The sequence below is a fragment of the Streptomyces sp. x-80 genome, from assembly GCF_046549095.1.
In the GTDB taxonomy this organism is placed as follows: Bacteria; Actinomycetota; Actinomycetes; order Streptomycetales; family Streptomycetaceae; genus Streptomyces; species Streptomyces celluloflavus.
The window spans coordinates 80,799-107,176 of sequence record NZ_JAJPWM010000005.1 but is presented as its reverse complement, the minus strand read 5'-3'; the positions used below and the strand labels follow the sequence as shown (position 1 = coordinate 107,176).

Sequence of the window (26,378 nt, the reverse complement as noted above, 5' to 3'; positions counted from 1 at the left end):
CGGGGCGCGGGGCCGCCGAGGCGGGGCGGCCCCGCTGCGACCTCCTGGGGGATCAGCCCGCCGGGGGCGCGGGGCAGTGGGCGGGGAGTGGGACGGGGGCGGAGTGTGCCGCGCCCGCCGCGCCCGCCGCGCCCGTAATGCCCCTGGTGCTCGGCGCGGTCGATGCCGCCGCCGTCCGGGTGGCCGGGCGCCGGGTGGTCGTGGCGGCGGACAGGGTGAGCGCGACGAGGGCCAGCGCGGCGGAGGCGAGCGGGAACCAGCGGGTGCCCAGGACGGTGATGGCCAGGCTGCCGGCGCCGCCGGCCGCGGCCATGCCCAGGTAGAGGGCGCTGCTGTTCAGTGAGATCAGCAGCGGTGCGGCGGGCGGGTCGAGGGAGACCAGCCGGTGCGGCAGCGCGACCGAGACCGCCCAGCCCGCCAGCGGGGCGACGGCGGCGTAGACCAGCGCGCCCGGCATCGACCCGGAGAGCCAGGGGAGGGCGAGGTAGACGGCCGCGACCACGCCGCTGCCGACGAGCAGTACGGTCCGTACGCCCAGCCGGTCCACGGCCCGGCCGCCCAGCCAGCTGCCGGCGACCGACGCGACCCCGGTGACCAGCAGGACCAGGGTGAGCCGCCCCGCGTCGCCACCGGTCGCCGGGCGCAACGCCGTACCGAGGTAGATGTAGACCAGGTTGAAGGCGAGCAGGAACACCAGCGTGGTGCTCGCGGCGCCCAGGACGCGGCGGTCGCGCAGCGGGGCCAGCCGGGCGCGCAGACCGGGCGCGGCGGCCGGGGCCGGGAGGTCGCGCAGCAGCAGGGCGAGGCCGAGGAAGGCCGCGGCCCCGAGGGCGGCCACCAGCCACATGGTCAGCCGCCAGTCCGTACGCCCGATGTACGTGCCCAGGGGGACGCCGAGCGCGGTGGCCACCGTCATCCCGCCCAGGACCGTGGCGAGCGCCCGGCCGCGCCGCTCGGGCGGTACGAGGGTGGTGGCGACGGCGTTGGCGGTCGGGGTGTAGAGCGCGGCACCGGCCGCCGCGAGGACCCGGGTGGCCAGCAGGAACGGGTAGTCCTCGGCCACCGCGCTCAGCACGTTGGCCACGGTGAAGACGGTGAGCGCGGTCAGCAGCAGGCGGCGGCGCGGCCACCGGGCGGTGGCGGTGGCGAGGACCGGGGCGAGCAGCGCGTAGGAGAGGGCGAAGACGGTCACCATCTGGCCGGCTTCCTGGACGGAGACCTCCAGATCGCGGGCGACGAGGCCGAGAATCCCGGCCATCACCATGGAGTCGGTGCCCATGGCGAAGGCGCCGAGGGCCAGCAGGAGCAGCCGGAGCCGGGAGCGGGAAGGCGGCCCGGAATGCGGTTCGGAACGCGGCTGGGGGTGGGGACGGGCATGCGGACGCACGGGTGTTCCTCCCGGTACGCGCCGGACGGGCGCGACAGGTAAGTTTGACGTGCGTCAAACGATAGGGATTGTTGGGCGTATGTCAAACGATTCGGCGAGAGCCGGTGCGGCCGGTCCCGGGGCCCGTGCCGGTGCCGGTCCGGGAGTCGGTACGGTCGGTGGTGCGGCCGACGGGACGGTCGGGACGGAGGCCGGGATGAACGACGGTGAGCTGCTGGCGCAGCCGGAGCAGCCGGAGAACGGGATGGGCGGCGGTGAGCTGCTGGAGCAGCCGGCGACCGCGGACATCGAGCTGGTGAAGGTGCTGCACGCGCTCGGCGACCCGACGCGGCTGCACCTCTTCCGGGTCTACGCGGACGGGGAGCGGTACAGCTGCTCCTCCGAACGGCTGGGCATCGGCCATCTGCACAAGTCGACGGTGTCGCACCATATGCGGATCATGCGCGAGGCCGGGATCACCGCCACTCGGGCCGTCGGGCGCAACCGCTACGTACGGCTGCGCCGGGCCGACCTCGACGCGCGCTTCCCCGGCCTGGTGGAGGCGCTCCTCAGGGCATACGAGGGGAACGCCCCTCAAGTGCCATGAGATGCGAGGCACTTGAGGGACGCTTGAGAGGCGCTTGAGGGGCACTTGAGGGGCGCGAATGCCTTGCGGGGCTCAAGCGCCGTGGGAGGACGCGGGGCCTGGGGAGGCCGGCGGCCCGTCCTCAGAGGAGGGCCGCCCTCAGAGGAGGGCCGCCCCGGTCCGTCCCAGCTGCGCCGGCAGCGGGGCCGCGTGGATCACCATCAGTCCGGAGACCGGGCGGGTCAGACTGACGTACAGCCGGCGCAGCCCGGTGCGCTCGTCCGGTTCGCCGTCGACGATCTCCGCCGGCTCGTCCAGCACCACGTAGTCGTACTCCAGACCCTTGGCGAGCGTGGCGGGCACCAGCGTCAGCCGGGACTCCGCGGAGGTCTCCTCGCCGGGCGCCAGGCAGGTCACCCCGGCCGCCTCCAGGGCCGCGCGCAGCACCGGGACGCGGGCCTCGGCCGCGATCAGCCCGATCGAGCCCTCCTTGGTCAGCGCCTCGTCGCAGGCCGCCAGGACGGCGGCGTCCAGATCGTCCGCCGCGACCGTACGGATCTCGAAGTCGCCCGCGGACTCGCGGATGGACGTGGCCTCCGTCAGATCGGGGGCGATGGCCGGCAGCAGCCGGGACGCGTACGCGATGACCTCGCGCGGCACCCGGAAGCCCTGGGTCAGCTCCTCGACGGCCGAACCCGGCTTGCCCAGATGGGCCAGCGCCTCCTCCCAGGTGTCGGTCGCCCACGGCGTCGTGCCCTGCGCGATATCGCCGAGGATCGTCGCCGAACCCGTCGTACAGCGGCGGCCCACCGCGCGGTACTGCATGGGGGAGAGGTCCTGCGCCTCGTCCAGGACCACATGGCCCAGGGAGTGGGTCCGCGTGATCAGGTCCGTCGCCTCGTCGATCAGCACCGTGTCCGCGGCGGACCACTTGGCGCTCTTCGGGCTGCGGGCCGGTTTGGCCCACAGGATCGTCCGCTGCTCCTCGGGCGTCAGGATGCCCGCCGCCTGCTCGGCCAGGAACTCCGCGTCGCCCAGCAGCCGCAGCACCAGCTTCGCCGGATCGACCGGCGGCCAGACCTCCTTGACCACGGCCTTCACGGCGGCGTTACGGGCCACCGCGTCCTGCACCCGGTCGTCCGGAGCCTCGCCCGCCTGCTCCATCCGCACCAGTACGGCGTGCGCGATCCGCTGCGGCAGCGCCTCGCGCGCCGCCCCGTAGCGGATGTCGCGGGCCATCAGCTCCCGGACGATCTCTTCCAGTTCATAAGCCGGGACGCGCCAGCGGCGGGAGCCGCGGACGACCATGCACGGCTCCACGGGCAGCGTGATGTGCGAGCGGACGGCCCGCCGCAGCACCTCGGCCATCCGCGCGTCACCCTTGACGGTCGCCGCGGCCGCGTCGTCCGTCCCGCGCACCTCCACATGCGCCACCAGGTCGTCGACCGTGGCCTGTTTGACCTCCAGCTCGCCCAGGGCCGGCAGCACCTGCTCGATGTAGTTCAGGAAGGAGCGGTTCGGGCCGATGACCAGGGTGCCGGAGCGGGCCAGCCGCTCCCGGTGCGCGTACAGCAGATACGCGACACGGTGCAGACCGACCGCCGTCTTCCCGGTGCCCGGCGCGCCCTGCACACAGACCGAGCCGCCGAGCCCGGCGCGCACGATCTCGTCCTGCTCCGGCTGGATCGTCGCCACGATGTCCCGCATCGGGCCCACGCGCGGCCGCTCGATCTCCGACTGGAGCAGCCGGCTGGTCTGTGCGGCCTCCGTCGGGTCGGTGAGGTGTTCGTCCTCGTACGCGGTCAGCTCGCCCGCCGTGTAGCCGAACCGGCGGCGCAGCTCAAGGTCCATCGGGTCCTTCTTGGAGGCCCGGTAGAACGGCTGGGAGACGGGCGCGCGCCAGTCGATGACCATGGGGTCGCCGTCGGCGTCGTGGACGTGCCGTCGCCCGATGTAGAAGTTCTCGCCGGTCCGCGGCCCGCCCGCGCCCTCGTCGAAGGCGCTGTCCGGCGCACCTTTCGACGCGCCCTCGGCGAGGCCGGGCCCCGGTGCGTGCAGGTAGTCGAGACGGCCGAAGAAGAGCGGGGTGTGGGCGAGGTCGGCGAGGGCCTTGATCCGGGCGTCGATCTCGCCCTGGAGCACCTCGGCGTTGACCCAGTTCGCGGTGACGTCGGCGATGTTCAGCGCCTCGGCGTCCTCGCGCATGGCGCGCAGCGCGGCGCGGGAGGCGGCGAGGTGGGCGCGTTCGCGCTGGAGGGGGTCGGGGGAGGCGGGGCCGGTACGGGGCGTTTCGGGCCGGTGGGCGGCCGGGCGGGGTACGTCGGGCCGGGGGCCGGCCGGCTGTGCGCCGCTGGTGGCGGGGGCGCCGCTCGGGTCGATGGGGGGTGACGGGTGGGCGTGCGAGGGCACGGCGTTGCCTCCGGTGGGTGTCACACGGCGGGCGCGCGCCACGGAGAGCGGGCACGGCGGGCCGGTGGTCGGTACGTAGGGCGGGTCGTCGGCGTGATGCGAAGGACCGGCCGGTTTCCGTCCGGTCGGCGGCACTCCTCGACGGGAGGCAGGGCAGACGCGCGATTGTAGTCAGCGGCTTTTCGGGGCGCCAACGAATATGTGGCGGCGACGAGCATGCGGTTGTTCGGCGGCGACGAACATGTGGCGGCTGTGGCGGCTGGAGCGGTGGTGGTGGCTCTGGTGGCCGCGGTGGGCTGGTGGTGGCCGGGGTGGTCGGGGTGGCCGTGGTGGCTTGTGGTGGTCGGGGTGTACCTGCGACGGATCTCTGAGGGGTGCCGTCCATCTCCCGTAGGGGACGGGTGCGCCTGCGGTCTGACTTCCGGCCGATGCTGGATGGACCCGTGGGCCGATGTGCGGCAGCCACGGGAAAACCATCATGGAGTCATGAGCAGCGCAACGATTTCCCCCGCCACCGCACACCCGTCCTCCCTGCACCCGGCCAAGGCCGCGGCCGCCTTCGGCCCCGACCCCGTCGCGGGCACCGCCCCCACGGACCGCCACGCCTTCGGAAACGCCTTCCGCGCGGTCAGAGTCTTCGCCGCGGCCGCGTTCAGCGTCATGGTCATGGGCGAGTACGTGGACGATTGACGGCCGGACGGGATGGACGGGCCGGACGGGTCGGACGGGCCGGAGAGGGCTGACAGGCCGGACAAGGGTGTACGGGTACGGGACGGACAAGGGCGTACGGGCCGGGCGGGATGAACGGGATGAACGGGGCGGACGGTGGAGGCAGGGGAGGCAGGGGAGGCAGGGGGGTGGGGAAGTCACGGAAGGCGGGGCCACCGGGGTGCCGCATATGTACCTGAACGCGTGCGCGCAGCGGCCGCGCTCGCGCAAACCATGCACAATCGCGCACAATCACACACAAGGAGTCGACCCCGTATAGACACCCGGGTGACCGGAATCCGTTACGGGCGGTCGGCCCCGATCCACTAGCGTCGCCGCAGAGAGCACGCTCTGGGCGACGAGGAGGATCAGGGAGATGTCTGCCGCCGACGGTAGGGGGACGTGGACGTGGAGGCAGACCAGGGCCCAGTGCCTCGCCAACCCACGCCGACTGGTGATAGCCGCCCTGCTGGCCGTGGCATCGCTCGCCGGGGCGTGGGTGGTGTACACGTTCGTGAAGCTGCCGATGGCCGACATAGTGGTCTACCGCGCGGAGGGCGAGGCCGCCGCCAACGGCGGTGACCTGTACGGCTTCACCGTCACCAAATGGGCGTTGCCGGCCACCTACCCGCCGTTCGCCGCCCTGCTCTTCATCCCCACGACCTGGATCTCGCTCGCCACGCTCAAAATCATCGGCGCCGTGGTCAACGCGGGGCTGCTCGCCCTGCTGATCCATCTCTCCTGCAAGGCCGCCGGAGTGCGCAGGTCCGCCTACACCGCACCCGCCGTCCTCGGTGCCACCGCCCTCGGTGTCTGGCTCGAACCGGTCTTCCAGACCTTTGTCTTCGGGCAGGTCAACCTCGCCCTGGCCTGCCTGGTCCTGTGGGACCTCTCCCGCCCGGACGGCGCCCGCTTCAAGGGCCTCGCCACCGGTATAGCGGCCGGAATCAAGCTCACCCCCGCGATTTTCGCCGTCTATCTCCTCGTCACCGGCCGGGTGAAGGCCGCGCTCACCGCCCTCGCCGGGTTCGTCGGCTCGGTGCTGATCGGGCTCGTCGTGCTGCCCGGCGCGAGCGTCGAGTTCTGGACGCAGCGGATGTTCGAGACGGGCCGGGTCGGCAAGGCATGGATCGTCGACAACCAGTCCCTCCAGGGGCTGATGGCCCGCGTCCTGCACACTCCCGAGCCCGGCATCGTCTGGGCGATCGCGGCGCTGCTCACCGCCGGGGCCGGGCTCTACGTCGCCCGGCGGGTCTACGTACGGCGCGGCCTGGACAACTGGGGCGTGCTCTGCACCGCCGTCACGGCTCTGCTCGTCTCGCCGATCAGCTGGTCCCACCACTGGGTCTGGTGCGTCCCGCTGATCATCGCGCTCGCCGCCCACGCGCGCGACGTGCCCTGGCGCTGGGCGCTGGTCGGCGCGGTCACGCTGGTCTTCACCGCCCGCAGCCACTGGCTGGTCCCGCACGCCGGCGACCTGGACCTGCACCTGCCCTGGTGGCACCAGCCGTTCGCCGCGCCCTATCCGGTGCTCGGACTGGCCCTGCTGGCGGCGGTGGCCTGGTGGACGCGGTACGGCCCCGGCAGCCCGGGACAGCCGGGCCTGATCCCGCAGCCACGCGCCGACCGGCCGCGGCTGAGCACGGAGTCCCGGGCGGGCTGAACCCCGGCCCACCCGGGGGCTGAACCCCAGCCCCCGGGTGGGCTGAATCCCGCTGGCCCCCGGGCGGATGTCCCCCGCCGGAACAGCGGCCCGCACCCGTGGGCGAGACCGCCCGGAGCGCGCGCCCCTCAGACGTCCCGTCCCTCAGCCGTCCCCGGCCTTCAGATGTCCGCGGCCTTCAGTCGTCCCTGGCGTTCAGTCGTCTGCGGCCTTCAGTCGTCCCTGGCGTTCAGTCGTCTGCGGCCCTCAGCCGTCCCCGGCGTTCAGTCGTCTGCGGCGTTCAGCCGTCCGCGGCCTTCAGCCGTCCCCGGCCCTCAGACGTCCCCGCCCCTCAGAGGTCCCCGCCCGTCACGACGCCCTCGTCCTCACCCTCGTCCTCGTGCGCCGCCAGCAGCTCGTGCGAGTCCACGATCCGGTACGCGTACCCCTGCTCGGCCAGGAAGCGCTGGCGGTGCGCCGCGAAGTCCTGGTCGATGGTGTCGCGCGCGACGACCGAATAGAACCGCGCCTCGTGCCCGTCCGCCTTCGGCCGCAGCACCCGGCCCAGCCGCTGCGCCTCCTCCTGGCGCGAGCCGAAGGTGCCGGACACCTGGATCGCGACGGTCGCCTCCGGCAGGTCGATGGAGAAGTTCGCGACCTTCGAGACGACCAGGACGGAGATCTCGCCCTCCCGGAAGGCCCCGAACAGCTTCTCGCGCTGCGCGTTGGTCGTCTCGCCCTTGATCACCGGCGCGTCCAGTTGCTCGCCCAGCTCGTCCAGCTGGTCGATGTACTGCCCGATGACCAGCGTCTGCTCGCCCTGATGCTTACGGACCAGCGCCTCGGTGACCCGCTGCTTGCTGGCGGTGGTCGCACAGAAGCGGTACTTCTCCTCGGTCTCCGCCGTCGCGTACGCCAGCCGCTCCGAGTCGGTCAGGGTGACCCGTACCTCGACGCAGTCCGCGGGCGCGATGTACCCCTGCGCCTCGATCTCCTTCCACGGCGCGTCGAACCGCTTCGGCCCGATCAGCGAGAAGACGTCCGACTCCCGGCCGTCCTCCCGCACCAGCGTCGCGGTCAGCCCCAGTCGCCGCCGGGCCTGGAGATCGGCGGTGAACTTGAAGACCGGCGCGGGCAGCAGATGCACCTCGTCGTAGACGATCAGGCCCCAGTCGCGGGAGTCGAACAGCTCCAGGTGCGGGTAGACGCCCTTCCGCTTGGTCGTCAGCACCTGGTACGTGGCGATGGTGACCGGCCGGATCTCCTTCTTCGTCCCGCTGTACTCGCCGATCTCGTCCTCGGTCAGCGACGTCCGCTTCACCAGCTCGTGCTTCCACTGCCGCGCCGAGACCGTGTTCGTCACCAGGATCAGCGTGGTCGCCTTGGCCCGCGCCATCGCGCCCGCCCCGACCAGCGTCTTGCCCGCGCCACAGGGCAGTACGACGACACCGGAGCCGCCGTGCCAGAACCCCTCCACGGCCTGCTGCTGATACGGCCGCAGCGCCCAGCCGTCCTCGGCCAGCTCGATCGGATGCGCCTCACCGTCGACGTAACCGGCGAGGTCCTCGGCCGGCCAGCCGAGCTTGAGCAGCGTCTGCTTGATCTGCCCGCGCTCGGAGGGGTGGACGGCGACGGTGTCCGGGTCGAGCCGCGCCCCGACCAGCGGCTGCACCTTCTTCGACCGCAGGATCTCCTCCAGCACCGGCCGGTCGGTGCTGGTCAGCACCAGCCCGTGGGCGGGGTGCTTGGTGAGGGTGAGCCGCCCGTAACGGGACATCGTCTCGGCGATGTCCACGAGCAGCGCATGCGGCACCGGATACCGCGAGTACTCCACCAGCGCGTCCACGACCTGCTCGGCGTCGTGCCCGGCGGCCCGCGCGTTCCACAGCCCCAGCGGCGTCACCCGGTACGTGTGGATGTGCTCGGGCGCCCGCTCCAGCTCCGCGAACGGGGCGATCACCCGCCGACAGGCGTCGGCCAGCTCGTGATCCACCTCCAGAAGCAGCGTCTTGTCGCTCTGGACGATCAGGCAGGACACACATACCTCCGCGGATAGGAACGTCAGCGTGACAGACACCACACCTGCCACCACTACGGTTCGGGCGATGCCCCGTGCCCGTCGTGCGAAAGGCGTCCGACCGATGCGCCAGGAATGCGCGCGGCCCTCTACGTACGTCTTTCGCGGGAAACAGAAGAGTCTACCTCGGCGGGACACCGGTGTGCGGGGTGTGGCATACGGGGGTGCGGCCTCGGGATCGATCGTCTCGCCGGTCCGCGACGGATTTCGCGGGGATCAGGCGGCTCGCCGAGGCCCGGCGCGTGGCACTCACGTCGGCGACCGAGCCGCCGGACCTCACCTCGTCCCTGGGCAGGGCGGTGGCAAAGGTGATCGCGGTCGTCGCGGTCCTGGCGCAGCCGGCGTCCGACACGACCGGCATACGTGTCTACCGGCCGGGCGACAGACGGAGCCGCGCGGGGATGGCACGTCGCTCACCCGGGCCGAGGTTCCGGTTGGCGTTCGCGGGTGTGCGGGGCGATCCGAAGGAGAATCCGAGTTCGCCGAGGAATTCCAGGCCGGGCTGCCAGCCTTCGGCCACCGAGGCGGCGACATCGGTACAGCCCCGCGCGACGAGTTCGCCGAGGAGTGCCGATGCGGCCAGCCGGCCCAGGCCGTGGCGCCGGTGAGCGGGGTGGATGAGGAACAAGCCGAGTGAGCAGGTCTCCGCCGTGGGATGCACGGCGTCGATCACGCCGACAACCCGGCTGTCGGCGGTGATCACGGCGCCCCTGGACGCGGACGACGCCGAGGACGCCTCCAAGGCCCTCCGGTCAGCGTGCGGCGGCAGGTTCGGCCGCTGTCGCGACGGCTTCGGCGGGGGTGTCGTGCAGGCCGAGGCGCAGGTGTTCCACGTGGTACAGGGCCTGTTCGAGGAGTTCGGCGACGTGGTTGTCGTACAGGCTGTAGACGATGGAGCGGCCGCGCCGTTCGCCGGTGACCAGGCCGAGGTTGCGCAGCAGCCGCAGCTGGTGGGAGCAGGCGGACTGCTCCATGCCCACGGCGTCGGCCAGTTCGCCGGCCGCACACGGGCCCTCTTGCAGGCGGGCGAGGATGTACAGCCGCGAAGGCGTGGCCAGTGCCTGGAGGGTGGCGGCGACGTCGGCGGCTCCGGCCGTGTCCAGGCGCTCGCGGGGGGTGGCGGTGGTTGCGGCGTCGGCTCCATGTCCCATGGCACCATCCTAACGACAATGGATGAAGAGGTGTTCATGTGTTCCTGTATGGTGGTGGTGTTGTCGTCCCCAGCCCGTGAAGGGGCCTTTCGCCATGCCTTCCACCCTTACCGAACGCCCGGCCCCGGTTACGGCCGCGACGGCGCGCGACGCTGCCGCCCCCAAGCGGCGTACGCGGGTGTTCGCGCTGGCCGAGGCCCGCTGGGCCGGCGCCTCCCTGGTGCTGTTCCTGATCGCGCTGTCGCTCCAGCTGACCGGTGCCCCGGCCGGGGCCTGGGGGCCGCTGTACGCGCTCACCTATCTCACGGGCGGCTGGGAGCCGGGATGGGCGGGGGTGAAGGCCCTCAGGGACAAGACCCTGGACGTGGATCTGCTGATGGTCGTCGCCGCGATCGGCGCGGCCGCGATCGGGCAGGTGATGGACGGCGCGCTGCTGATCGTCATCTTCGCCACCTCAGGTGCCCTGGAGGCACTGGCCACCGCCCGCACCCAGGACGCGGTCCGGGGCCTCCTCGACCTCGCTCCGGCCACCGCGACCCGCCTGGGTGACGGCGGCCGCGAGGAGACGGTCGCCACCGCCGACCTGGCCGTCGGCGACACCCTCCGCATCCGCCCCGGCGAGCGGGTCGGCGCCGACGGCCGGGTCCTCGCCGGGGCGAGCGAAGTCGACCAGGCCACCATCACCGGTGAGCCCCTGCCGGTGGCCAAGCAGACCGGCGACGAGGTCTTCGCGGGCACCCTGAACGGCACCGGCGCGCTGCGGGTCAAGGTCGAGCGGGACGCCTCCGACTCCGTGATCGCCCGGATCGTGGCCATGGTCGAGGAAGCCTCCGAGACCAAGGCCCCCACCCAGCTGTTCATCGAGAAGGTCGAACAGCGGTACTCCCTGGGCATGGTCGCCGCCACCCTGGCCGTCTTCGCGATCCCGCTGGGCTTCGGCGCCGACCTCACCAGCTCGCTGCTGCGCGCCATGACCTTCATGATCGTGGCCTCCCCGTGTGCCGTCGTACTGGCCACCATGCCGCCGCTGCTGTCCGCCATCGCCAACGCCGGACGCCACGGCGTCCTGGTCAAGTCCGCCGTCGTCATGGAACGCCTCGGCCAGGTCGACACCGTCGCCCTGGACAAGACCGGCACCCTCACCGAAGGCACCCCCCGCGTCACCGACATCCGCCCCCTGGCCGGGTCGGACCTCTCCGACGACGCGCTGCTCGCCCTGGCGGCCGCCGCCGAGCACCCCAGCGAGCACCCCCTCGCGCGCGCCATCGTCGGCGCCGCCCGCACCCGCGGTCTCGATGTCCCCGAGGTACGGGACTTCGACTCCGCCCCCGGCACCGGCGTGACCGCCACCGTCGACGGCGCCGCCGTCGCCGTCGGCGCCCCGGCCCGGCTTCTGGGCGGCGCCACCGACGCGCGCTCCGCCAGAGCCGCGGCCCTCGCCGAGGAACTGGAGAATGACGGCCGCACCACGGTGCTCGTCGAACGTGAGGGCATCCCGGTCGGCATCCTCGGCGTCGCCGACCGGCTCCGCCCGGACGCCGCCGCCACCGTCACCGCCCTGAGAGCGCTGACCGGTACCGCCCCGATGCTGGTGACCGGCGACAACCCGCGCGCCGCCGCCCGCCTCGCCGCCGAGGTCGGCATCGGTGACGTCCGCGCCGGGTTGCTGCCGCAGGACAAGGTCACCGCCGTACGCGAGCAGGAGTCGGCCGGGCGCAAGGTGCTGGTCATCGGCGACGGTGTCAACGACGCCCCGGCGCTGGCCGCCGCCCACACCGGCATCGCCATGGGCCGCGCCGGATCCGACCTCGCCCTGGAGACCGCCGACGCCGTCATCGTCCGCGACGAACTCGCCACCGTCCCCAAGGTCATCGCCCTGTCCCGGGCGGCCCGCCGCCTGGTGGTGCAGAACCTGGTCATCGCCGGTGTGTTCATCTCCGGCCTGGTCGTCTGGGACCTGGTCGCCAGCCTGCCGCTGCCGCTCGGCGTCCTCGGCCACGAGGGCTCCACCGTCATCGTCGGTCTCAACGGCCTGCGCCTGCTGCGCGACGCGGCCTGGAAGCGCGCCGGCGCCGAAGCCGTCCGGTGAGCGAGCGCACCTGACGGGGTGCCCCCACCGCGAAGGCAGGGGCGTCCGTGCGGCCCTGGTCGCTGCTTCGCCTCCTGGGTCAGGGGCAGGAGACCGGGGCCGATTCGCCTGATCTGCCGGACCTGTTGATCTGCTGCCCGCCGACCTGCCGCTTCCCCCGCGTCAGGCCGAGCCCCCGTCAGACCGCCCCGTCCGCCAGTTCCGCCACGCCCGTGATGCGGTGCAGGGGGTAGGTGCGGACCTCGTCGGAGGTGTGGTCGTAGGCGGTGACGAAGCCGCCCTCGACGCGGACCGGGGCGATGACGCGCTGGCTGGCGGCGCCGTCGGCGTTGACGTAGCCGATCCACAGGGCGGACCCGGTGAGGACCGCGGCCTGCACGGTGGCGAGGGTCTCGGCGGAGGTGGTGCGGGGGAGGGCGCCGGGGCCCGGAGCGGCGGCGTGGTGGGGCTTGCGCTCGGCCGTGGCGGCGAGGTCGCCGGCGCGGATGGCGCGTACGGCCGCGTCGAGGAGGGCCGGGTCGGGGGCCGGGGGGCCGTCGGGGACCGGGGCGGGCGCGGTGCGCGGCGGGGTGCGGTAGGAGTCGGCGCGGGCGATCAGCACGTCGCCCTCGGCGGACTCGGCGGCCGGGGCGTAGCCCATCGCCCGCAGACCGTCGAGGAGTTGGTCGGCGGAGGTCTGCGCGGCCAGCACGGTCGGGGCGAGGCGGCGCAGCCGGAGGGCGGCGGCGCGGCGGTCGGCGAGGATTTCGGCGAGCAGCGCGTCGTCGTCGCAGCGGACGTACGCGGCGGCCGCGCCGATCCGCAACTGGCCGTGTTTACGGGCCACATCGTCGATGAGGTAGGCGAGCGGCTGGGGGACGGGCGTACGGGAGTGGGTGGCCAGGAACTCCTGGAGTTCGGCGGCGGAGCGGCCGGTGTCCAGGGCGCGGCGCACCGACGCGGGGGTGAAGCGGTAGACCGTCGCACCGCCCTTGGACTCGATGTCGGCGAGTACGCCGAGCGCCTCGGCGAGCGGGCGGAGCAGCGGGCCGGGGGCGACGGCGGTCAGGTCCGCCTGGAGGAGGACGTGGTCGAGGGGTTCGGGCAGGAGGGGGGCGAGGAGTGCGGCGGCGCGGGTGGCGGTGGCCCGGATCTCGGTGGGGGTGGGGACGGCGGCGACCGGCGGAGTGTTCTCCGCGACCAGGGCGCGGCCGTGGGCGGCCAGCGCGCCGCGCCCGGTGACGCCGAGCAACTCGGCCTCGGCGAGCGCCCATTGGGCGAGCCGGGAGCGCAGATCGTCGGCGGGAGGAACGGGGGACGCGGGGGGTGTGTGGGGGGCGGCCCCGGACGGCGTCCCGGTCCCGGCCGGTGCCGTCGACGCGCCGCGCAGCGGGCGCTCCCAGCGCAACCGGGCCAGAAGCGCCGCGGGCGGTACGGAGGTGCCGGGCGGGAGGGTGCCGAGCAGGGCGAGCGCGCGGCGACGGACCTCGGGCGCGGCCGAGCGGTCGAGGTGCGGGCCGAGGGCGGCGAGCGCGCGGCCCTTGGTGTCGGCGGTGCCGACCAGCCCCGGCGTACGGGTCGCGGACAGCCAGCCGGCCACCAGCCGCGCCCAGCGCTCCTGGTCGGGCAGCTGGAGCCAGTCCTCGGCGGCCGGGGTCGCCGCGTACCGCTCGTCGGCCTCCCCGTCGGAGGCCACCAGCCCTGCCGCGTAAGCGAGTTCGAGCCAGAAGGCGGCGAGCTGCTCGGTGGTGTCCAGCGCGGTCGCGGTCCGTTTGAGGTCGCGCACGCTCAGTCCGCCGGCCCGCAGTACGGCGGGCCCGCCGAGGTCCCACTCCTTGAGCAGCTCCTCGACGGTCGCCAGCGCCGTGAACGCCTGGCTCGCGGCGGCGCCGTCCACCAGCCGCGGGTCGCGTTCGGTGACCGGGGAGAGCGCGGGCGGTACGGGCTCGGGGGCGCGGTGCGCCCGCCCGCCGCGCAGGTGGAGCGCGGCCTCCCGGGGCAGTACGACATGGCGCGTACCCGCCGGCATCAGCAGCCCGCGGTCCAGCAGCCACTGGAGGTGCCCGGCCGGCCGGTCCGTGACACCGCCGTACGGCGGGCCCCACACCAGCTTGTCCAGGACCGCGGCCGACTCCGCCGGCGCGGTGTCGAGCAGTGCCGCCATACGGGTGCGGTCGCAGAAGAGCGCGGTGAGGGCGGCGACCGCGGTGACCGGATCGTGGGTGGCCGGCAGCCCGGCCGCGGCGAGGATGTCCTGGAGCCGGCCGGGGGACATACCGGCCGTGGCCTCGGCGACGCTCGGGCCGAGTCCGGTCGGCGAGGGGTGGGTGGCGCTCGGCGTGAGCAGCTCGCGGGCCGTCCGTACCAGCCGCAGCCGGTCGTCCGGGCCCCAGACCAGCGCCTGTGCGCGCAGCTCGGCGACCGCCCCGGGCAGCTCCGCGGTGACGGCCGCGTCCCCCGCGTCCCCGGCCATCAGCGCGCCGAGCGTCTCGTACGGGCACGGGTCGGGCGCCACCGCCAGCGCCTCGGCGGTCTGGAGCGTGAAGCGGTTCAGCCGCTCCACCGCGCGGACGACCGAGGCCCGCGTCCCGGCCCGGGTGGCCAGCTGTGTGACATCGCCCGGCACCGGGTTGAGCAGGTCGGGACGGGCCCGCAGCAGGCCGGTGAGGCCGCTGTCGGTGCGGGTCCGGAGCTCCTCGGCGAGGGTTCGGGGCGTATCAGTCATTCGTCCTACGGTAGCGGTGCCGGGGATCGGAGGGAGCCGCGCGCGGCGGCGGTGCGGGCGGCGGCCGGCTCCGCCGGAGTGGTCCGTACGCCGCCGCGGCCCGCACGGTCCGGCGCCCGCCGTCGGCCGAAGCGGTACCGTCGGGGCAGTAACCAGCGCACGTCGCAGGGGATTTCGTGGGGATCGAGAGCGATCAGCTCGTCTTTGACTATCTGAGCCGGGTGGGCGACCTGGCCCAGCAGCGGGGGCTGCCCTCCGGCGCGCGGATGCGGCTGGTGGCCACGCTGCGCGCGGAGATCGACGCGCAGCAGGCCGACTCGGTCTCCGGTGTGAAGCGGGTGCTGTCCCGGCTGGGGACGCCGGAGGCCGTGGTGACGGCCGCCGGGCGCGGGGACGGGCCTGCCGGCGGGCGCGGGGACGGCGAAGGGGGCGGCCGGGCTCCGGCGGGCCCCGTGACCCCCGCGGCCGGGCCCGCGGCGCCGGACGACGACGGCGCCCCGCCCGGCGCGCCCCCCGCCGCCCCCGCCCCCTCGCGCTTCTTCCCGCGTCCCGCCGAGCCGCCCGCGCCGCGGCCGGGCACCCGCGACAAGCTCGGCGGACTGGCCCGGCGCAGCGGGCTGACCGGCCGGATCCCCGCTCCCCGCGATGAGGCCACGGAGCCCCCGGCCGGCCGCCCGAGCTTCCTGAAGAAGGTCATCCGCCCCGAGCGGCCCGCCCCTCCCGCGCCGCGGACCGCCTCGCCGCCGCATCTGGCGGGCCCGGACGAACTCGGCGACGCGGACGAGTCGCCCGACTGGTGGTCGGTGCAGGCGGACCCGTACGGGCCGGGCGAGACCGTGCCCGGGTTCGTCGGCGGGATCGAGATCGAGGAGATGCGGGAACGGCTGACGGGCGACCGCCCGTTGTCGCTGAAGAAGGACGGGGAGGGGGACGGGGAGCACGGGGAGCACGACGGGAGCGACGGGGCGGAGCGGGACCCCGGCGCGGCGGACACGGAGGGCGGGGAGGACGCCGAAGGGGAGGCGGACGGGAAGCGGCCGCCGCTGCCCGGACTGCTGGGCCGCGCCCTCGCCCGGCGGCGCGGTGCGCCGGCCGGTGACGAGGAGGCGGCGGACGAGGCCGACGCGGGGGCCGGGGAGGCGGCCGAGGCGGACGGTTCGCTGATCGCGCGGCTGCGGCTGAGCCCCGTCCTCACGCTGGCCGCGCTGCTGCTGGTGGCCGGGGCGGTGCTGGGGTCGTGGCTGGCCCTGGCCGGTGGCTGGGCGCTCGCGTACGTATCGCGGCGGCTGACCCGGGTCGAGGCGAAGTTCGCGGCGCTGGGCGTACCGGGCATCGCCGTCGGCGGCCTGCTGGTCTGGGTGTGGGGACGGTTCGACGGCCGGTGGGGCGAGCCGATCGCCCAGAGCCGGCTGGGCCAGGAGCTCTTCGACGGGCTGCCGGTGATGGTCCGGGTCGCCGCCGTCGCCTCGGCCGCGTTCCTGGTGTGGCGGATGCGGCGCGCGTAGAGGCGCGGTGCCTGCGGATTGCGGGGGCGGGCGAGGTACGCGGGCGGCGGCCAGGCCCCCGCGGGTGCGACGGCCGAGCAGCGGAACGGCCGGCGGGGCGCAGGGTGACGTGCTCCGGGTAGCGCCGGCCGAGCAGGGCCCGTACGACGAGGTTGTCCTGGCCGGACTGCGGCCCGGCCATGTGCTGAGCCCGCAGGCCGGCCGCACGGCTACTCGTCGTCGGCGCGGCTGATCAGGCGTGGTGCTCGACCACGGGGCGGATCTTTCGCATCCAGCCGCCCATCTCCTTGGCGCCGTAGCCCATCTTGATGCGGGTGCCGCCCTGTTTGGGGTAGAGGGTGGCGGTGCCGAGTGTGGTCGCGGTCTCCCAGACGCAGGCCGTGGACTCGACGGCCAGGCGGCCCGACTGAAGCAGTTCCTCGTGGCAGACGGCGGCGCCGCCGTGCGGCCCGGGGTCGGCGGCTGTCCAGCTCTGGGTGGACCTGGTACCCGCGCCGTCGTCGGTCACCGACGGAGGCTTCTGGAGAGTGGGGACGAGCTTCGACGGGTCGTAGCCCGTGCCGTTCATACCGGTGATGACGACCCAGTACTCGTCGGCCGCGTCGTCGTAGACCGCGTCGGCCTCGGTGCCGTTGACGCCGAGCCGACCCGCGACCTGGCCCAGTCCTTCGTGCATCTTCTGCCGCGCGTCGGCGGACGGGTGGCGGTCCAGGGGGTACGCGCCGAGCTTCTCCGGGAAGCCGATCACCCACGAGGGCCCGCCGGTGCCGCCGCCTCCGGTGCCGCCGCCTACGGTTCCCCCGTCTGTGGAGCCGCCGCCCGGATTTCCGCCGCCTGAAGCCGCCGGGCCGGAGGTCCCCGCGCCGGGGGTGTGCGCGGTGGCCGTGCGGCTGTCCTGTCCGCCGTTCGCCGGGCGGCCGCCACCGCTGCCGTCGGGTCCGCAACCGGCCAGTACGACCGCCCCGGTGGCGACCAGGACGAGCGCGGTCGCCACACCGCGCGGTCGTCGCGACGGTTCCCGGCGTACCGGGAGTTCGAGGTGTTCGTCGGGCATGGCCGGGCTCCTCACGAGGGACGCGGAAGGCGGAACGGGCGCGCACACCCACCGCGTCGGCCAGCTTCGCCGATCGTCCCGGTCGGCGGAACCGCGTTCTGCTTAACCCCGGCCGACAGGAAAACCGACAGGACAGTCGGCAGGGAAGCCGACAGGACAACCGGCCGCGATACCGACAGCGATACCAGCAGGAGCCACGGCCACGGCCACGGCCACGGCCACGGCCACGGCCACGGCCACGGCCACGGCCACGGCCACGGCCACGGGTTCGGCGGGGGCGGGCAGGGCCACGAGTTCGGCGATGTGAGTAGTTCTCCCGTATCCGAACAGCAGGCCCGTTGCCGACACTTGTCACGCGCCATATGTGTTCCCCTCTTCGCTCCGATCTCCGCTCCGTTCTCCCGTCTCCTCTCCGTTCTCCCACCCGGACAGGACCATGAACTCGACACCCAGTCCCGAGCAGGCCCCCCACGACGTGGCGAGGTGCGCCTGTCCCGCCTGCCAGCTCTTCCGCTATCAGCGGCAGTACGGCCCCGACCCCGGACGCGCCCTGCCGCCGCCCTGCCCGCCACCGGGCTACGGGGCGCCGGGCCAGGGGGCGCCGAACCAGAGCGATCCCGGCCAGGCGGCACCCGGCTACGGGACGCACCCCGGCGGTACCTACCCCGGCTACGGGACGCACCCCGGTTACGGGCCACCGCCCCCGGGGTACGTCCCCCCGCCGCCGGGACACCTGTCCGCGCACAGCGCCGGCAGCGATCGCACCGTCGCCGCGCTGGCCCACTGGACGCCACTGGTGGTCGCGGTCGTCTTCGCGTTCGTCATCCCCGGTCTCTCGGTGTTCCTCTGCTTCGTGCCACCGCTGATCGTGATGACGACCGCGAAGTCCGAGTACGTCCGGAGCCACGCCTGCGAGGCGCTCAACTTCCAGCTCACCGTGCTGATCCCGGGCACGGTCATCCTGCTGCTGTCCCTGGCGGCGCGGGGGTTCGGGGGCGTACTGAGCCTCGTCCTGTTCGTCTGCTGCCTGATCGTTCAGATCATGGCCGCGTTGAAGGCGGGCGGCGGCGAGCAGTTCCGGTACCCCGTCTGCCTCCGCTTCGTGAAGCGGACGAACGGGTGAGGGCCGGGCGACGGGTACGGGACCGGGCGCGGCCCCGTACGCAGGGCGGGGCGCGGCCGCGGGCCGGGGCATGCCCAGGAGGATGACGGCTTGGAACTCGATCCGAAACGCCTGTTGGTGCTGCACGCGCTCGCCGACGGCGGCGGCCTGGCCGCGGCGGCGCGCGCCCTCGGCCATACCCGCTCCGCGGTCTCCCAGCAGCTGGCCCGTCTGGAACGGCAGGTCGGCCTCCCGCTGGTGGACCGCACGGGCAGCCGGCTGGAACTCACCGCGGACGGACGGCTGCTGGCCGCCAGCGGCGAGCGCATCCACCGCGAACTCGCCGCAGCGGCCCGCCGGTTGAGCGTGGCGGGCGGGCGGGTGGCGGGCCCGGTGTCGATCGGCGCGTCCTCCTGGGTCATCGTCAGGATCGCGATACCCACTCTCCGGCTGCTCGCCGACCGGTACCCCGACATCGAGCCCCGGATCGTCGAGACCGGACTGCGGGACGGGCTACGGCAGTTGCGCCTGGGCGAACTGGACGTCCTGATCGTCTCCGACGACCGCGAGACGGCCGTCCCGCTGCCGCCCTCGGTCAAGGCGCGGGTGCTCGTCGAGGACGCGTATCACCTCGTCGTGCCCGACGGGTGGCCGGCCCCGGACGGGGCCGCCGGGCTCTCCGGCCGGCCGTGGATCAGCGCCCCGGTGCACTCCGCGCGGGGCCGGGCGTTCGCGCGGTTCGCCGCGACGCACGGCATCGTGCCGTCGGCCGAACATCTCGCCGCGCACCCCAGCGCCGTGCGGACACTCCTGACCGCCGGGCTCGGCGCGGCGCTCCTGCCCGCCTACTTCGCCGCCCGGCTGACGGACGCACGGGTGACCGAGGTGCCGGTCTCCGGTCTGTTCGTCTCCCGGCTGCTCTACCGCACCGGTCCCGCGGGCGCCGCACCGGCGGCGGAGGCGACGGTCACGGCGCTGTGCGAGGCGGGCCGGAACGTCGCCGAGCGCGACGCGGCCGACGGCGTCCCCCGCGAGGCCGTCATCCGGCCCCTGCGCGACCCCGGAGGGGACGGACGGCCGAGCCGGTAGCCGAGGGCGGACAGCGAGTGGCGGACAGCTGATGACGTACGGCTCGGCCGATGACGTACGGCTGATGACGTACGGCGGATGGCCGATGACGTACGGCGGACGGATCGGCGCGGCGGGTGAATCGCGTCCCGCCAGGGGGAAAACGCGTCCTCCTACGGGCCGGCCGGCTCCCTCCGCCGCTCGTGGACCCACACCGCCACCTGGGAGCGGGAGGTGAAACCGAGCTTGGCCAGGATGCGTTCGACGTGGTTCTCGGCGGTGCGCTGGGCGATCACGAGACGGGCGGCGATCTCCTTGTTGCTTAGGCCCAGGGCGACGAGACCGGCGACTTCGCGTTCCCGCCGGGTGAGCGGCGCGTCCGGGCCCGTGGGCGCGGGGCGCCGGGGCGGGGGTGGGGCGGGCGCGGGTTCTTCCTCCAGTACGTAGGCCAGTGCGGCGGCGGGGCTGAACGCCGCGCCGCGCCGGACCGCCCGGTCGAACTCCCCGGCCGGCAGCGCCGCGCGCACCGCGTCCTCGCACCGCTGATGGGACTCGGCCATGAAGGGCGCGGCGGAGAGCGTCCCGCCGATCGTCTCCCAGAGGGACCGGAGGATGCCGAGCAGATGGGCGGCGCGCCGGGTCGCGCCGGCCGCCTCCGCGCTCCATGCCACCAGCTCCACGCACATCGCGATGTCCCACCAGTCATGGAACGGCCGCATGAGCCGGATCGCCTCGCGCGCCAGGCCGTCGGTGGTGTCGCGGTCGCCGCCCAGCCACTGGAGGAGGCCCTGGGCGAACAGGGTGAGCGCCCTGAGCCACGATTCCCCGTGCGCCGAGGTGACCGCCTCGCACTCCCGGCACAGGGCCAGTGCGCGGTCGTGGTCGCCCAAGTGCCATACCGCGATGGCGAGTTTGACCGTGCACTCGGTGGCGCCGCCGAGATCGCCCAGCGCGCGGTGGCCGCTGGCGGCGTCCTCGAACAGCGCGGCCGCGCGCGGCAGATCCCAGCGGAACGCGGCGGCGAGCGCCTGGTGGTGCCGCGCCCAGGCGAGGGCGGAAGCGTCCTGGAGATGCTCGGCCGCCGCGCGGTATTCGTCCAGTGCGGGCAGCGCCTCCTCGATGGCGCCTTGCAGGACGCCGAGATAGGCGTAGGTGCCCAGTGCCGTGGCGCGCGCCGGGCTCTGCGCGCGCTCGGCCGCCAGCAGCCGGTCGAGCCAGTGGCGCCCCTCGTGCAGGGACCCGAGCGTGATCCAGTAGTGGCGGGGCGCCACCGCCAGGCGCATCCCGGCCGTCGCCTCGCCGGGCTCCGTCAGGCAGTGGTCCAGGGCCACCCGCAGGTTGGCGTGGTCGAGACGCAGCCGGGTGAACCACGCCGCCTGCTCCGGGCCGAACCACTGCGCCTGGGCCTGTGCCGTCAGGCCGAGGTAGTGATCACGGTGGCGGCGGCGGTACGTCGCGGCGGTGCCGGACGCGGCCAGCCGGTCCTGCCCGTACTCGCGGACGGTCTCCAGCATCCGGTACCGGGCGCGGCCGCCGTGCTCGTGCCGGGTCAGCACCGACTTCTCCACCAGGCCGTCCACCACATCGAGCAGCGCCGCTTCCGGCAGGTCGTCCGCCCCGCAGACGGCCGCCGCGGCCTGGAGGTCGAAGCCGCCCGAGAAGACCGAGACCCGGGCCCACAGGGCACGCTCCCGCTCGGTACAGAGCGCGTGGCTCCAGTCCATCAGCGCGCGCAGGGTCCGCTGCCGGGGCAGGGCGGTACGGCTGCCGAGCGTCAGCAGCGCGAACCGGTCCTCCAGGCGGGCGAGCATCTCGTGGAGGGTGAGCGTGCGCATCCTGGCCGCGGCGAGTTCGATCGCCAGGGGCAGCCCGTCCAGGCGCTGGACGAGTTGCGCCACCGCCTCGGCGTTGTCCCGGGTGACCTCGAACCCGGGCAGGACGGCCGCGGCGCGCTGCTCGAACAGCTCTACCGCCGGGCACTTGAGCAGCTCCCGGACCGGGGGCCGACGGCTCGGGACCGGCGTCGGCAGGGGCGGCACCACGAACACCTGCTCCCCGGTGACGCCCAGCACGTGCCGACTGGTCGCCAGAACGCGCATACCGGGCGCGGCCCGGAGCAGCGTGTCGGCCAGCTGCGCACAGGCGTCGACGAGGTGCTCGCAGTTGTCCAGCACGAGCAGCAGCCGTCGGCGGCGGACCTGGTCGGTGACCACGTCGAGGGTGGCGCGGCCGGACTGGTTCACCAGGCCCAGCGCGGTGGCCACGGTGTGGGCCAGCAGCTTCGGGTCGCGCAGCCCGGCCAGCTCCACGACGCACACACCGTCGCGGAACGCCCGGGTGACCGTGGCGGCGGTACGCAGCGCCAGCCGGGTCTTGCCGACGCCCCCGGCCCCCGTCAACGTGACCAGCCGCGACGCGGAGAGCAGCCGCCGCACCTCCGTGACCTCGGCGCGCCGGCCGACCAGGGCGGTGAGGTCGGCGGGAATCCCCGCCATCCCGCCCAGCGGTACCCCAGTTCCCATGGACACAACATAGCCGGGGGCGACCGACGGGCACGGCGGGTGCGCACGACGGCCGCACCCCCGCCCCGCGCCCAGCCGCCGGGCCCCTCCCGGTCCCTTCCCGATCACCTTGCCCATGCCCCCCTGCCGCCAACTCCTGGTCATGGAGCGGGTGGTGAGGCGCGCCGGAGGAGGGGGCTGTGCCCCGTACGCCGCGCCGCGGCACCGAGCACTCCGCCAACGCCCCCTCCGCCGTCCTCGCCACGGCTCGGGCCGTGCCGCCGCCGGGCCGCCGGGACGAGTACGCGGACACCAGGGGCCGGGCCACCGCTCGTACCTCATCCGCCCCGGACACCGGACGGGGGAACCCGGGAGCCGCGGCTCGCCCGCCCGCCGGACACCCTCGCAGGCAGCCCGGAGGACCTCCGGCGGAGCCTTCCGGGGGACCGGCGGGTGTGCCGGACCGGCCCGTCACGTAGGCCACACCGTGCCCCAGCTCCCGCCCGAGCCCGCCTGCACCCATGTCGAGGCGCTGCGCTGCCTCGGCTCCCAGGGCCGGGTCCACGAGGCCATGCCGCTCGGCAGCGGCCTCGTCGACCGCGCCAGGGGCCTGACCGCGGACGCCTTCGCGCCCGCCGGCGACGGCATCCGCGGCCACTTCCCGCGCGACTACCTCGCCGCCCTGGAGAAGAACCTCACCTGACGCAGGAGGGGAGGACCGGGAAAAACGGAGTGCGGGCCGCGGAGCGGCGTGATGCGATGAGCAGCTATGAACGAAACATCGGCCTCCACCGGCAGCGACCCCGATCTGCTGGTCAAGATGGAGCAGAACCTCGCCGAGCACGCCTGTCACCTGCACCGGCACATGGCGGGCCCGACCGTCACGGAGTCGGACGGCCTCCTGATCGCCGACAGCGGGCTGGCCGACGACACCTTCAACATCGTCGCGGCGGCGCGGCTCACCGCGGACACCGCCCCGGCCCGGGTCGCCGGGACCGTCCGGGCCCTGGCCACCACCGGGCGCCCCTTCTCGTGGTGGGTGGGGCCCGCCTCCGCACCCGCGGATCTCGCCTCGCTCCTGTCGGACGCCGGTCTTGAGGCGTCCGAGACCGAGACGGGCATGTGGCGGGAGCTGGCGGCCCCGCCGGAGCCGTACGCCGGGGGTCCGGACATCCGCCCGGTGACGACCCCCGGGCAACTCGCCGACTACGCGGCGGTCCTGGCCGCGAACTGGGACCCGCCGGCCGCCACCGTGCGCCGCTTCTTCGCCGAGGCCGCCGAGTGGGCCCTCGCCCCCGGCTGTCCCGCCCGCTATCTGGTCGGCTACGTGGACGGCCGCCCGGTCTGCTCCGCCGAGGTCTTCCTGTACGCGGGAGTCGCCGGGATCTACAACATCGCGACCCTGGCGGCCGACCGGCGGCGCGGGTACGGCGGCGCCATCACCCTGGCGGCCCTGCGCACCGCGTACGACGCGGGCCACCGCACCGTGGTCCTGCAAGCGTCCGCGGACGGTGAACCCGTATACCGCCGACTCGGGTTCGAGGCGTGCGGGGTGTTCACCGAGTACGCCATCGCTCCGCCCCGCACACCCTGAAACCACCGCGGTTTTCCGAGGACCGTCGAGGTGGGCCGGCCGTGCCGCCGCCCCCCGACGCCGGTGCACCGCCGCGAAATGGCGGTGCGCCGGTCCGGGACGGTTGAGATCATGGCGGTCCCGCGTTTTCGTACCGTCTGGAGCAGTGCTGCCGTGAGTCCCGTTCCCCCCGACCCCTCGGTGCTCCACCCGATGCCCGAGCAGCCGCGTGTGGTGCTGCTGAAACCGCTGGTGACGTCCCCGCTGATCGAGGTGGGCGAGTACTCCTACTACGACGATCCGGACGACCCGACCGCCTTCGAGACCCGTAACGTCCTGTACCACTACGGTCCGGAGAAGCTGGTCATCGGGAAGTTCTGCGCGCTGGGCACGGGGGTGCGCTTCCTCATGAACGGCGCCAACCACCGTATGGACGGCCCCTCGACGTTCCCGTTCCCCATCATGGGCGGCGCCTGGGCCGAGCATTTCGACGCCCTCACCGGACTGCCCGGCCGCGGGGACACCGTGGTCGGCAACGACGTCTGGTTCGGCTACCGCACCACGGTCATGCCCGGTGTCCGCATCGGCCACGGCGCGATCATCGCGTCCGGATCCGTCGTGGTGGACGACGTCCCCGACTACGGCATCGTCGGCGGCAACCCGGCCCGGCTCATCCGCACCCGCTACCGCGAGGCGGACATCGCCCGCCTGCTCGCCGTCGCCTGGTGGGACTGGCCGGCCGAACACCTCGGCCGGCATCTGCGGACCGTCATGACCGGCGGTCTCGACGACCTCGAAGCGGCGGCCCCGCCCGGCCGGTGACGGCCCGTCACCGGTATGCGGGACGGCGGCTCGTCCGGCCGTCCGGAAGGCGAGGGGGCGCCCCGCCCCGCCTCAGCCCTTCTTCACCAGCCGTTGCCGGATCTCGTCCAGGATCTTGTCGGCCGCCGTGTAGCCGATGCCCTGGATCCACAGCTGGTCGTCGACGCGGAAGGACTTGCCGCCCTTGACGGCGGTCATGTTCTTCCAGAGTGCGCCGCCGGTGATCTCCGCCTCCTTGGACTTCTGCGGGCTGCCGTACGTCGCGTAGAAGACCACGTTCGCGTCGGCCTTGTTGGCCTGTTCGGGGCTGATCTCCGTCATCAGGCCGTCCTTGGCGCCGTCGACGACGTCGGTGGGGCCGGTGCCGAGGTCGTCGAGGACGGTGCCGATGTAGCTCCGGCAGCCGTAGATGCGGGTGTCGGCGCCCTCGATGAAGCGGACGACGTTCGTCCGCAGCTGCTTCGCCTTGGCGGCGCCGCCCAGCGCCTCGGTGACCTGCCGGGCGTGCGCCTCGTACGCGGCGACCGCCTGCTTCGCCTCGGGGATCTTGCCGAGCGCGTCGGCGTGGGTGGCGAAGTTCTGCTTCCACGGGTAGCCGGTGCTCTCCGTCAGCACCGTCGGCGCGATCTTCTTGAGCGCGTCGTAGCGCACGCCGTCGCGGACCTTGCTGGACAGGATCAGATCGGGCTTGAGGGCGGCGACCGCCTCCAGGTTCGGGGCGCCGATCTTGCCGACGTCCTCGATGCCGGCGACCTCGTCCTTGGACAGGTAGTCCAGGAAGCCGGTGGCGACGTCCGAGCGGGTGGCACCGACCGGTCTGACGCCGACGGTGACGGCGGAGTCCAGTTCGGCGGTGTCCAGCACGACGACCCGTTTCGGGGCGGCCGGCACCTGCACATCGCCCATCGCCGTCCGCACCGTGTGCCGCGCGCCGGACGACGGCTTCGCCCAGACCGTCGTGGGCTGCTCGGGGCAGTCGGCGGCCTCGAAGGAGCCGCCCGAGCCGGACGAGGCGCCGCCGTCGCCGGACCCGCAGGCGGCCAGGACGAGGGAGGCGGTGAGCGCACCGGCCGCGGCGACGGCGGTACGGCGCGTGGAGGCTGCGGAGCGGGACATGACATGCCCTTTCGGCGGACGGGAGGGGAGGGGACGGCGCGGGCGGCGTCAGGGCCGCGGGGACTGCCAGGGGCGGCCGGGGACGACCAGGGGGGAGCCCGTCACCGGGTCGGGCACCACGACCGAGTCCAGGCCGAACACCTCACGGACCAGCTCCGCCGTGACCACCTCGGCGGGGTGCCCCTGGGCGATGATCCGGCCCGCCTTCATCGCCACCAGATGGTCGGCGTAACGGGCGGCCTGGTTGAGGTCGTGCAGCACGGCGACGACGGTACGCCCCCGGTCGTGGTTCAACTGCCGTACGAGGTCCAGCACCTCGACCTGGTGGGCGATGTCGAGGTAGGTGGTCGGCTCGTCCAGCAGCAGCAGTTCGGTCTCCTGGGCGAGCGCCATCGCTATCCACACCCGCTGCCGCTGGCCGCCGGAGAGCTCGTCCACCGCGCGGTCGGCCAGCTCCGCCACGTCCGTGCGCGCCATCGCCTCCGTCACCGCGCGCTCGTCGTCCGCCGACCACTGCTGCCACCAGCTCTGGTGCGGCTGCCGGCCGCGGGCGACCAGATCGCCGACGGTGATCGCCTCCGGTGCGACGGGCGTCTGCGGCAGCAGCCCCACGGACTGCGCGATCCGCTTGGTGGGGATGCGCGCCAGGTCCGTACCGTCCAGCAGCACCGCCCCGCGGCGCGGCCGCAGCAGCCGGCCCAGGGCGCGCAGCAGCGTGGACTTGCCGCAGGCGTTGGGGCCGACGACGATCGTGACGGCGCCGTGCGGGATGTCCAGGTCCAGGCCGTCGACGACCGTACGGTCCTCGTAGGCGAGCGTCAGATCGCGCGCGGTGAGCCTGCTCGGGGAGCCCGCGCCACGGTCCGCGGGCCGGTTTGTCCGGTGGCCCGCGTCGTGGTCTGCCT

Annotated in this window: 21 protein-coding genes; 11 read left to right on the top strand and 10 right to left on the bottom strand. The window is 74.1% G+C overall.

Going from position 1 to position 26,378, the window contains the following annotated elements:
- Positions 1–52: 52 nt before the first annotated feature.
- The gene (locus ACLJWH_RS11090; protein WP_411141471.1) at positions 53–1,387 is read right to left on the bottom strand and encodes an MFS transporter; all 1,335 of its coding nucleotides are present in this window, start codon (positions 1,385–1,387) and stop codon (positions 53–55) included.
- 196 nt (positions 1,388–1,583) lie between these two features.
- Between ACLJWH_RS11090 and ACLJWH_RS11085 the strand changes: the two genes are divergently transcribed.
- On the top strand, positions 1,584–1,973 hold the full coding sequence (locus ACLJWH_RS11085; RefSeq protein WP_411141470.1) for an ArsR/SmtB family transcription factor: 390 nt from the start codon (positions 1,584–1,586) through the stop codon (positions 1,971–1,973).
- Between the two features lie 138 nt (positions 1,974–2,111).
- Here ACLJWH_RS11085 and ACLJWH_RS11080 read toward each other — a convergent pair whose 3' ends face one another.
- Positions 2,112–4,361, bottom strand: a complete 2,250-nt coding sequence (locus ACLJWH_RS11080) for a HelD family protein (RefSeq protein ID WP_411141469.1) — start codon at positions 4,359–4,361, stop codon at positions 2,112–2,114.
- 486 nt (positions 4,362–4,847) lie between these two features.
- On the opposite strand from ACLJWH_RS11080, the gene ACLJWH_RS11075 reads away from it, so the two are divergent.
- Entirely contained in the window at positions 4,848–5,051 is a 204-nt protein-coding gene (locus ACLJWH_RS11075) for a hypothetical protein (protein ID WP_411141468.1), read from the top strand.
- Between the two features lie 394 nt (positions 5,052–5,445).
- On the top strand, positions 5,446–6,732 hold the full coding sequence (locus tag ACLJWH_RS11070) for a glycosyltransferase 87 family protein (protein ID WP_411141467.1): 1,287 nt from the start codon (positions 5,446–5,448) through the stop codon (positions 6,730–6,732).
- A 331-nt stretch (positions 6,733–7,063) separates the two neighbouring features.
- On the opposite strand, the gene ACLJWH_RS11065 is transcribed toward ACLJWH_RS11070, so the two are convergent.
- The 3 genes from ACLJWH_RS11065 to ACLJWH_RS11055 all read right to left on the bottom strand — a co-directional run bounded on the left by ACLJWH_RS11065 (position 7,064) and on the right by ACLJWH_RS11055 (position 9,939).
- Positions 7,064–8,749 carry a DNA repair helicase XPB gene (locus tag ACLJWH_RS11065; protein WP_411141466.1) on the bottom strand — a complete coding sequence of 562 codons (1,686 nt, stop codon included), beginning with the start codon at positions 8,747–8,749 and terminating at the stop codon, positions 7,064–7,066.
- 406 nt (positions 8,750–9,155) lie between these two features.
- Positions 9,156–9,530 carry a GNAT family N-acetyltransferase gene (locus ACLJWH_RS11060; RefSeq protein WP_411141465.1) on the bottom strand — a complete coding sequence of 125 codons (375 nt, stop codon included), beginning with the start codon at positions 9,528–9,530 and terminating at the stop codon, positions 9,156–9,158.
- 10 nt (positions 9,531–9,540) lie between these two features.
- Positions 9,541–9,939 (bottom strand): ArsR/SmtB family transcription factor, encoded by a 399-nt coding sequence (locus ACLJWH_RS11055; protein WP_411141464.1) that lies wholly within the window; start codon positions 9,937–9,939, stop codon positions 9,541–9,543.
- Between the two features lie 94 nt (positions 9,940–10,033).
- On the opposite strand from ACLJWH_RS11055, the gene ACLJWH_RS11050 reads away from it, so the two are divergent.
- Entirely contained in the window at positions 10,034–12,028 is a 1,995-nt protein-coding gene (locus ACLJWH_RS11050; protein WP_411141463.1) for a heavy metal translocating P-type ATPase, read from the top strand.
- A gap of 178 nt (positions 12,029–12,206) precedes the next feature.
- On the opposite strand, the gene ACLJWH_RS11045 is transcribed toward ACLJWH_RS11050, so the two are convergent.
- Positions 12,207–14,732: a helicase-associated domain-containing protein gene (locus tag ACLJWH_RS11045; protein ID WP_411141462.1), complete on the bottom strand. Its 2,526-nt coding sequence runs from the start codon at positions 14,730–14,732 to the stop codon at positions 12,207–12,209.
- A gap of 176 nt (positions 14,733–14,908) precedes the next feature.
- On the opposite strand from ACLJWH_RS11045, the gene ACLJWH_RS11040 reads away from it, so the two are divergent.
- Together ACLJWH_RS11040 and ACLJWH_RS11035 are read left to right on the top strand one after the other, a co-directional pair.
- Complete coding sequence (locus tag ACLJWH_RS11040; protein ID WP_411141461.1) at positions 14,909–16,237, top strand: hypothetical protein; 1,329 nt, start codon at positions 14,909–14,911, stop codon at positions 16,235–16,237.
- Positions 16,238–16,346: 109 nt separating this feature from the next.
- On the top strand, positions 16,347–16,469 hold the full coding sequence (locus tag ACLJWH_RS11035; RefSeq protein ID WP_411141460.1) for a hypothetical protein: 123 nt from the start codon (positions 16,347–16,349) through the stop codon (positions 16,467–16,469).
- Here the strand turns inward: ACLJWH_RS11035 and ACLJWH_RS11030 are convergent, their stop codons facing one another.
- On the bottom strand, positions 16,470–17,291 hold the full coding sequence (locus ACLJWH_RS11030) for a hypothetical protein (RefSeq protein ID WP_411141459.1): 822 nt from the start codon (positions 17,289–17,291) through the stop codon (positions 16,470–16,472).
- A gap of 436 nt (positions 17,292–17,727) precedes the next feature.
- Here ACLJWH_RS11030 and ACLJWH_RS11025 point away from each other — a divergent pair, with 436 nt between their 5' ends.
- Both ACLJWH_RS11025 and ACLJWH_RS11020 read left to right on the top strand, forming a co-directional pair.
- Positions 17,728–18,414, top strand: a complete 687-nt coding sequence (locus ACLJWH_RS11025) for a DUF4870 domain-containing protein (RefSeq protein WP_411141458.1) — start codon at positions 17,728–17,730, stop codon at positions 18,412–18,414.
- Positions 18,415–18,504: 90 nt separating this feature from the next.
- Positions 18,505–19,482, top strand: coding sequence for a LysR family transcriptional regulator (locus tag ACLJWH_RS11020; protein WP_411141457.1), 978 nt, complete (start codon positions 18,505–18,507; stop codon positions 19,480–19,482).
- A gap of 152 nt (positions 19,483–19,634) precedes the next feature.
- Here the strand turns inward: ACLJWH_RS11020 and ACLJWH_RS11015 are convergent, their stop codons facing one another.
- Positions 19,635–21,983 carry an ATP-binding protein gene (locus tag ACLJWH_RS11015; protein WP_411141456.1) on the bottom strand — a complete coding sequence of 783 codons (2,349 nt, stop codon included), beginning with the start codon at positions 21,981–21,983 and terminating at the stop codon, positions 19,635–19,637.
- A gap of 466 nt (positions 21,984–22,449) precedes the next feature.
- Here ACLJWH_RS11015 and ACLJWH_RS11010 point away from each other — a divergent pair, with 466 nt between their 5' ends.
- The 3 genes from ACLJWH_RS11010 (at position 22,450) to ACLJWH_RS11000 (ending at position 24,357) form a co-directional block, all read left to right on the top strand.
- Positions 22,450–22,665, top strand: coding sequence for a hypothetical protein (locus ACLJWH_RS11010; RefSeq protein ID WP_411141455.1), 216 nt, complete (start codon positions 22,450–22,452; stop codon positions 22,663–22,665).
- A 117-nt stretch (positions 22,666–22,782) separates the two neighbouring features.
- Positions 22,783–23,556, top strand: coding sequence for a GNAT family N-acetyltransferase (locus ACLJWH_RS11005; protein WP_411141797.1), 774 nt, complete (start codon positions 22,783–22,785; stop codon positions 23,554–23,556).
- A gap of 111 nt (positions 23,557–23,667) precedes the next feature.
- Positions 23,668–24,357, top strand: a complete 690-nt coding sequence (locus ACLJWH_RS11000) for a CatB-related O-acetyltransferase (RefSeq protein ID WP_411141454.1) — start codon at positions 23,668–23,670, stop codon at positions 24,355–24,357.
- A 72-nt stretch (positions 24,358–24,429) separates the two neighbouring features.
- On the opposite strand, the gene ACLJWH_RS10995 is transcribed toward ACLJWH_RS11000, so the two are convergent.
- Together ACLJWH_RS10995 and ACLJWH_RS10990 are read right to left on the bottom strand one after the other, a co-directional pair.
- Entirely contained in the window at positions 24,430–25,473 is a 1,044-nt protein-coding gene (locus ACLJWH_RS10995; RefSeq protein WP_411141453.1) for an ABC transporter substrate-binding protein, read from the bottom strand.
- Positions 25,474–25,521: 48 nt separating this feature from the next.
- Positions 25,522–26,295 carry an ABC transporter ATP-binding protein gene (locus ACLJWH_RS10990; RefSeq protein ID WP_094793065.1) on the bottom strand — a complete coding sequence of 258 codons (774 nt, stop codon included), beginning with the start codon at positions 26,293–26,295 and terminating at the stop codon, positions 25,522–25,524.
- Positions 26,296–26,378 lie beyond the last annotated feature (83 nt).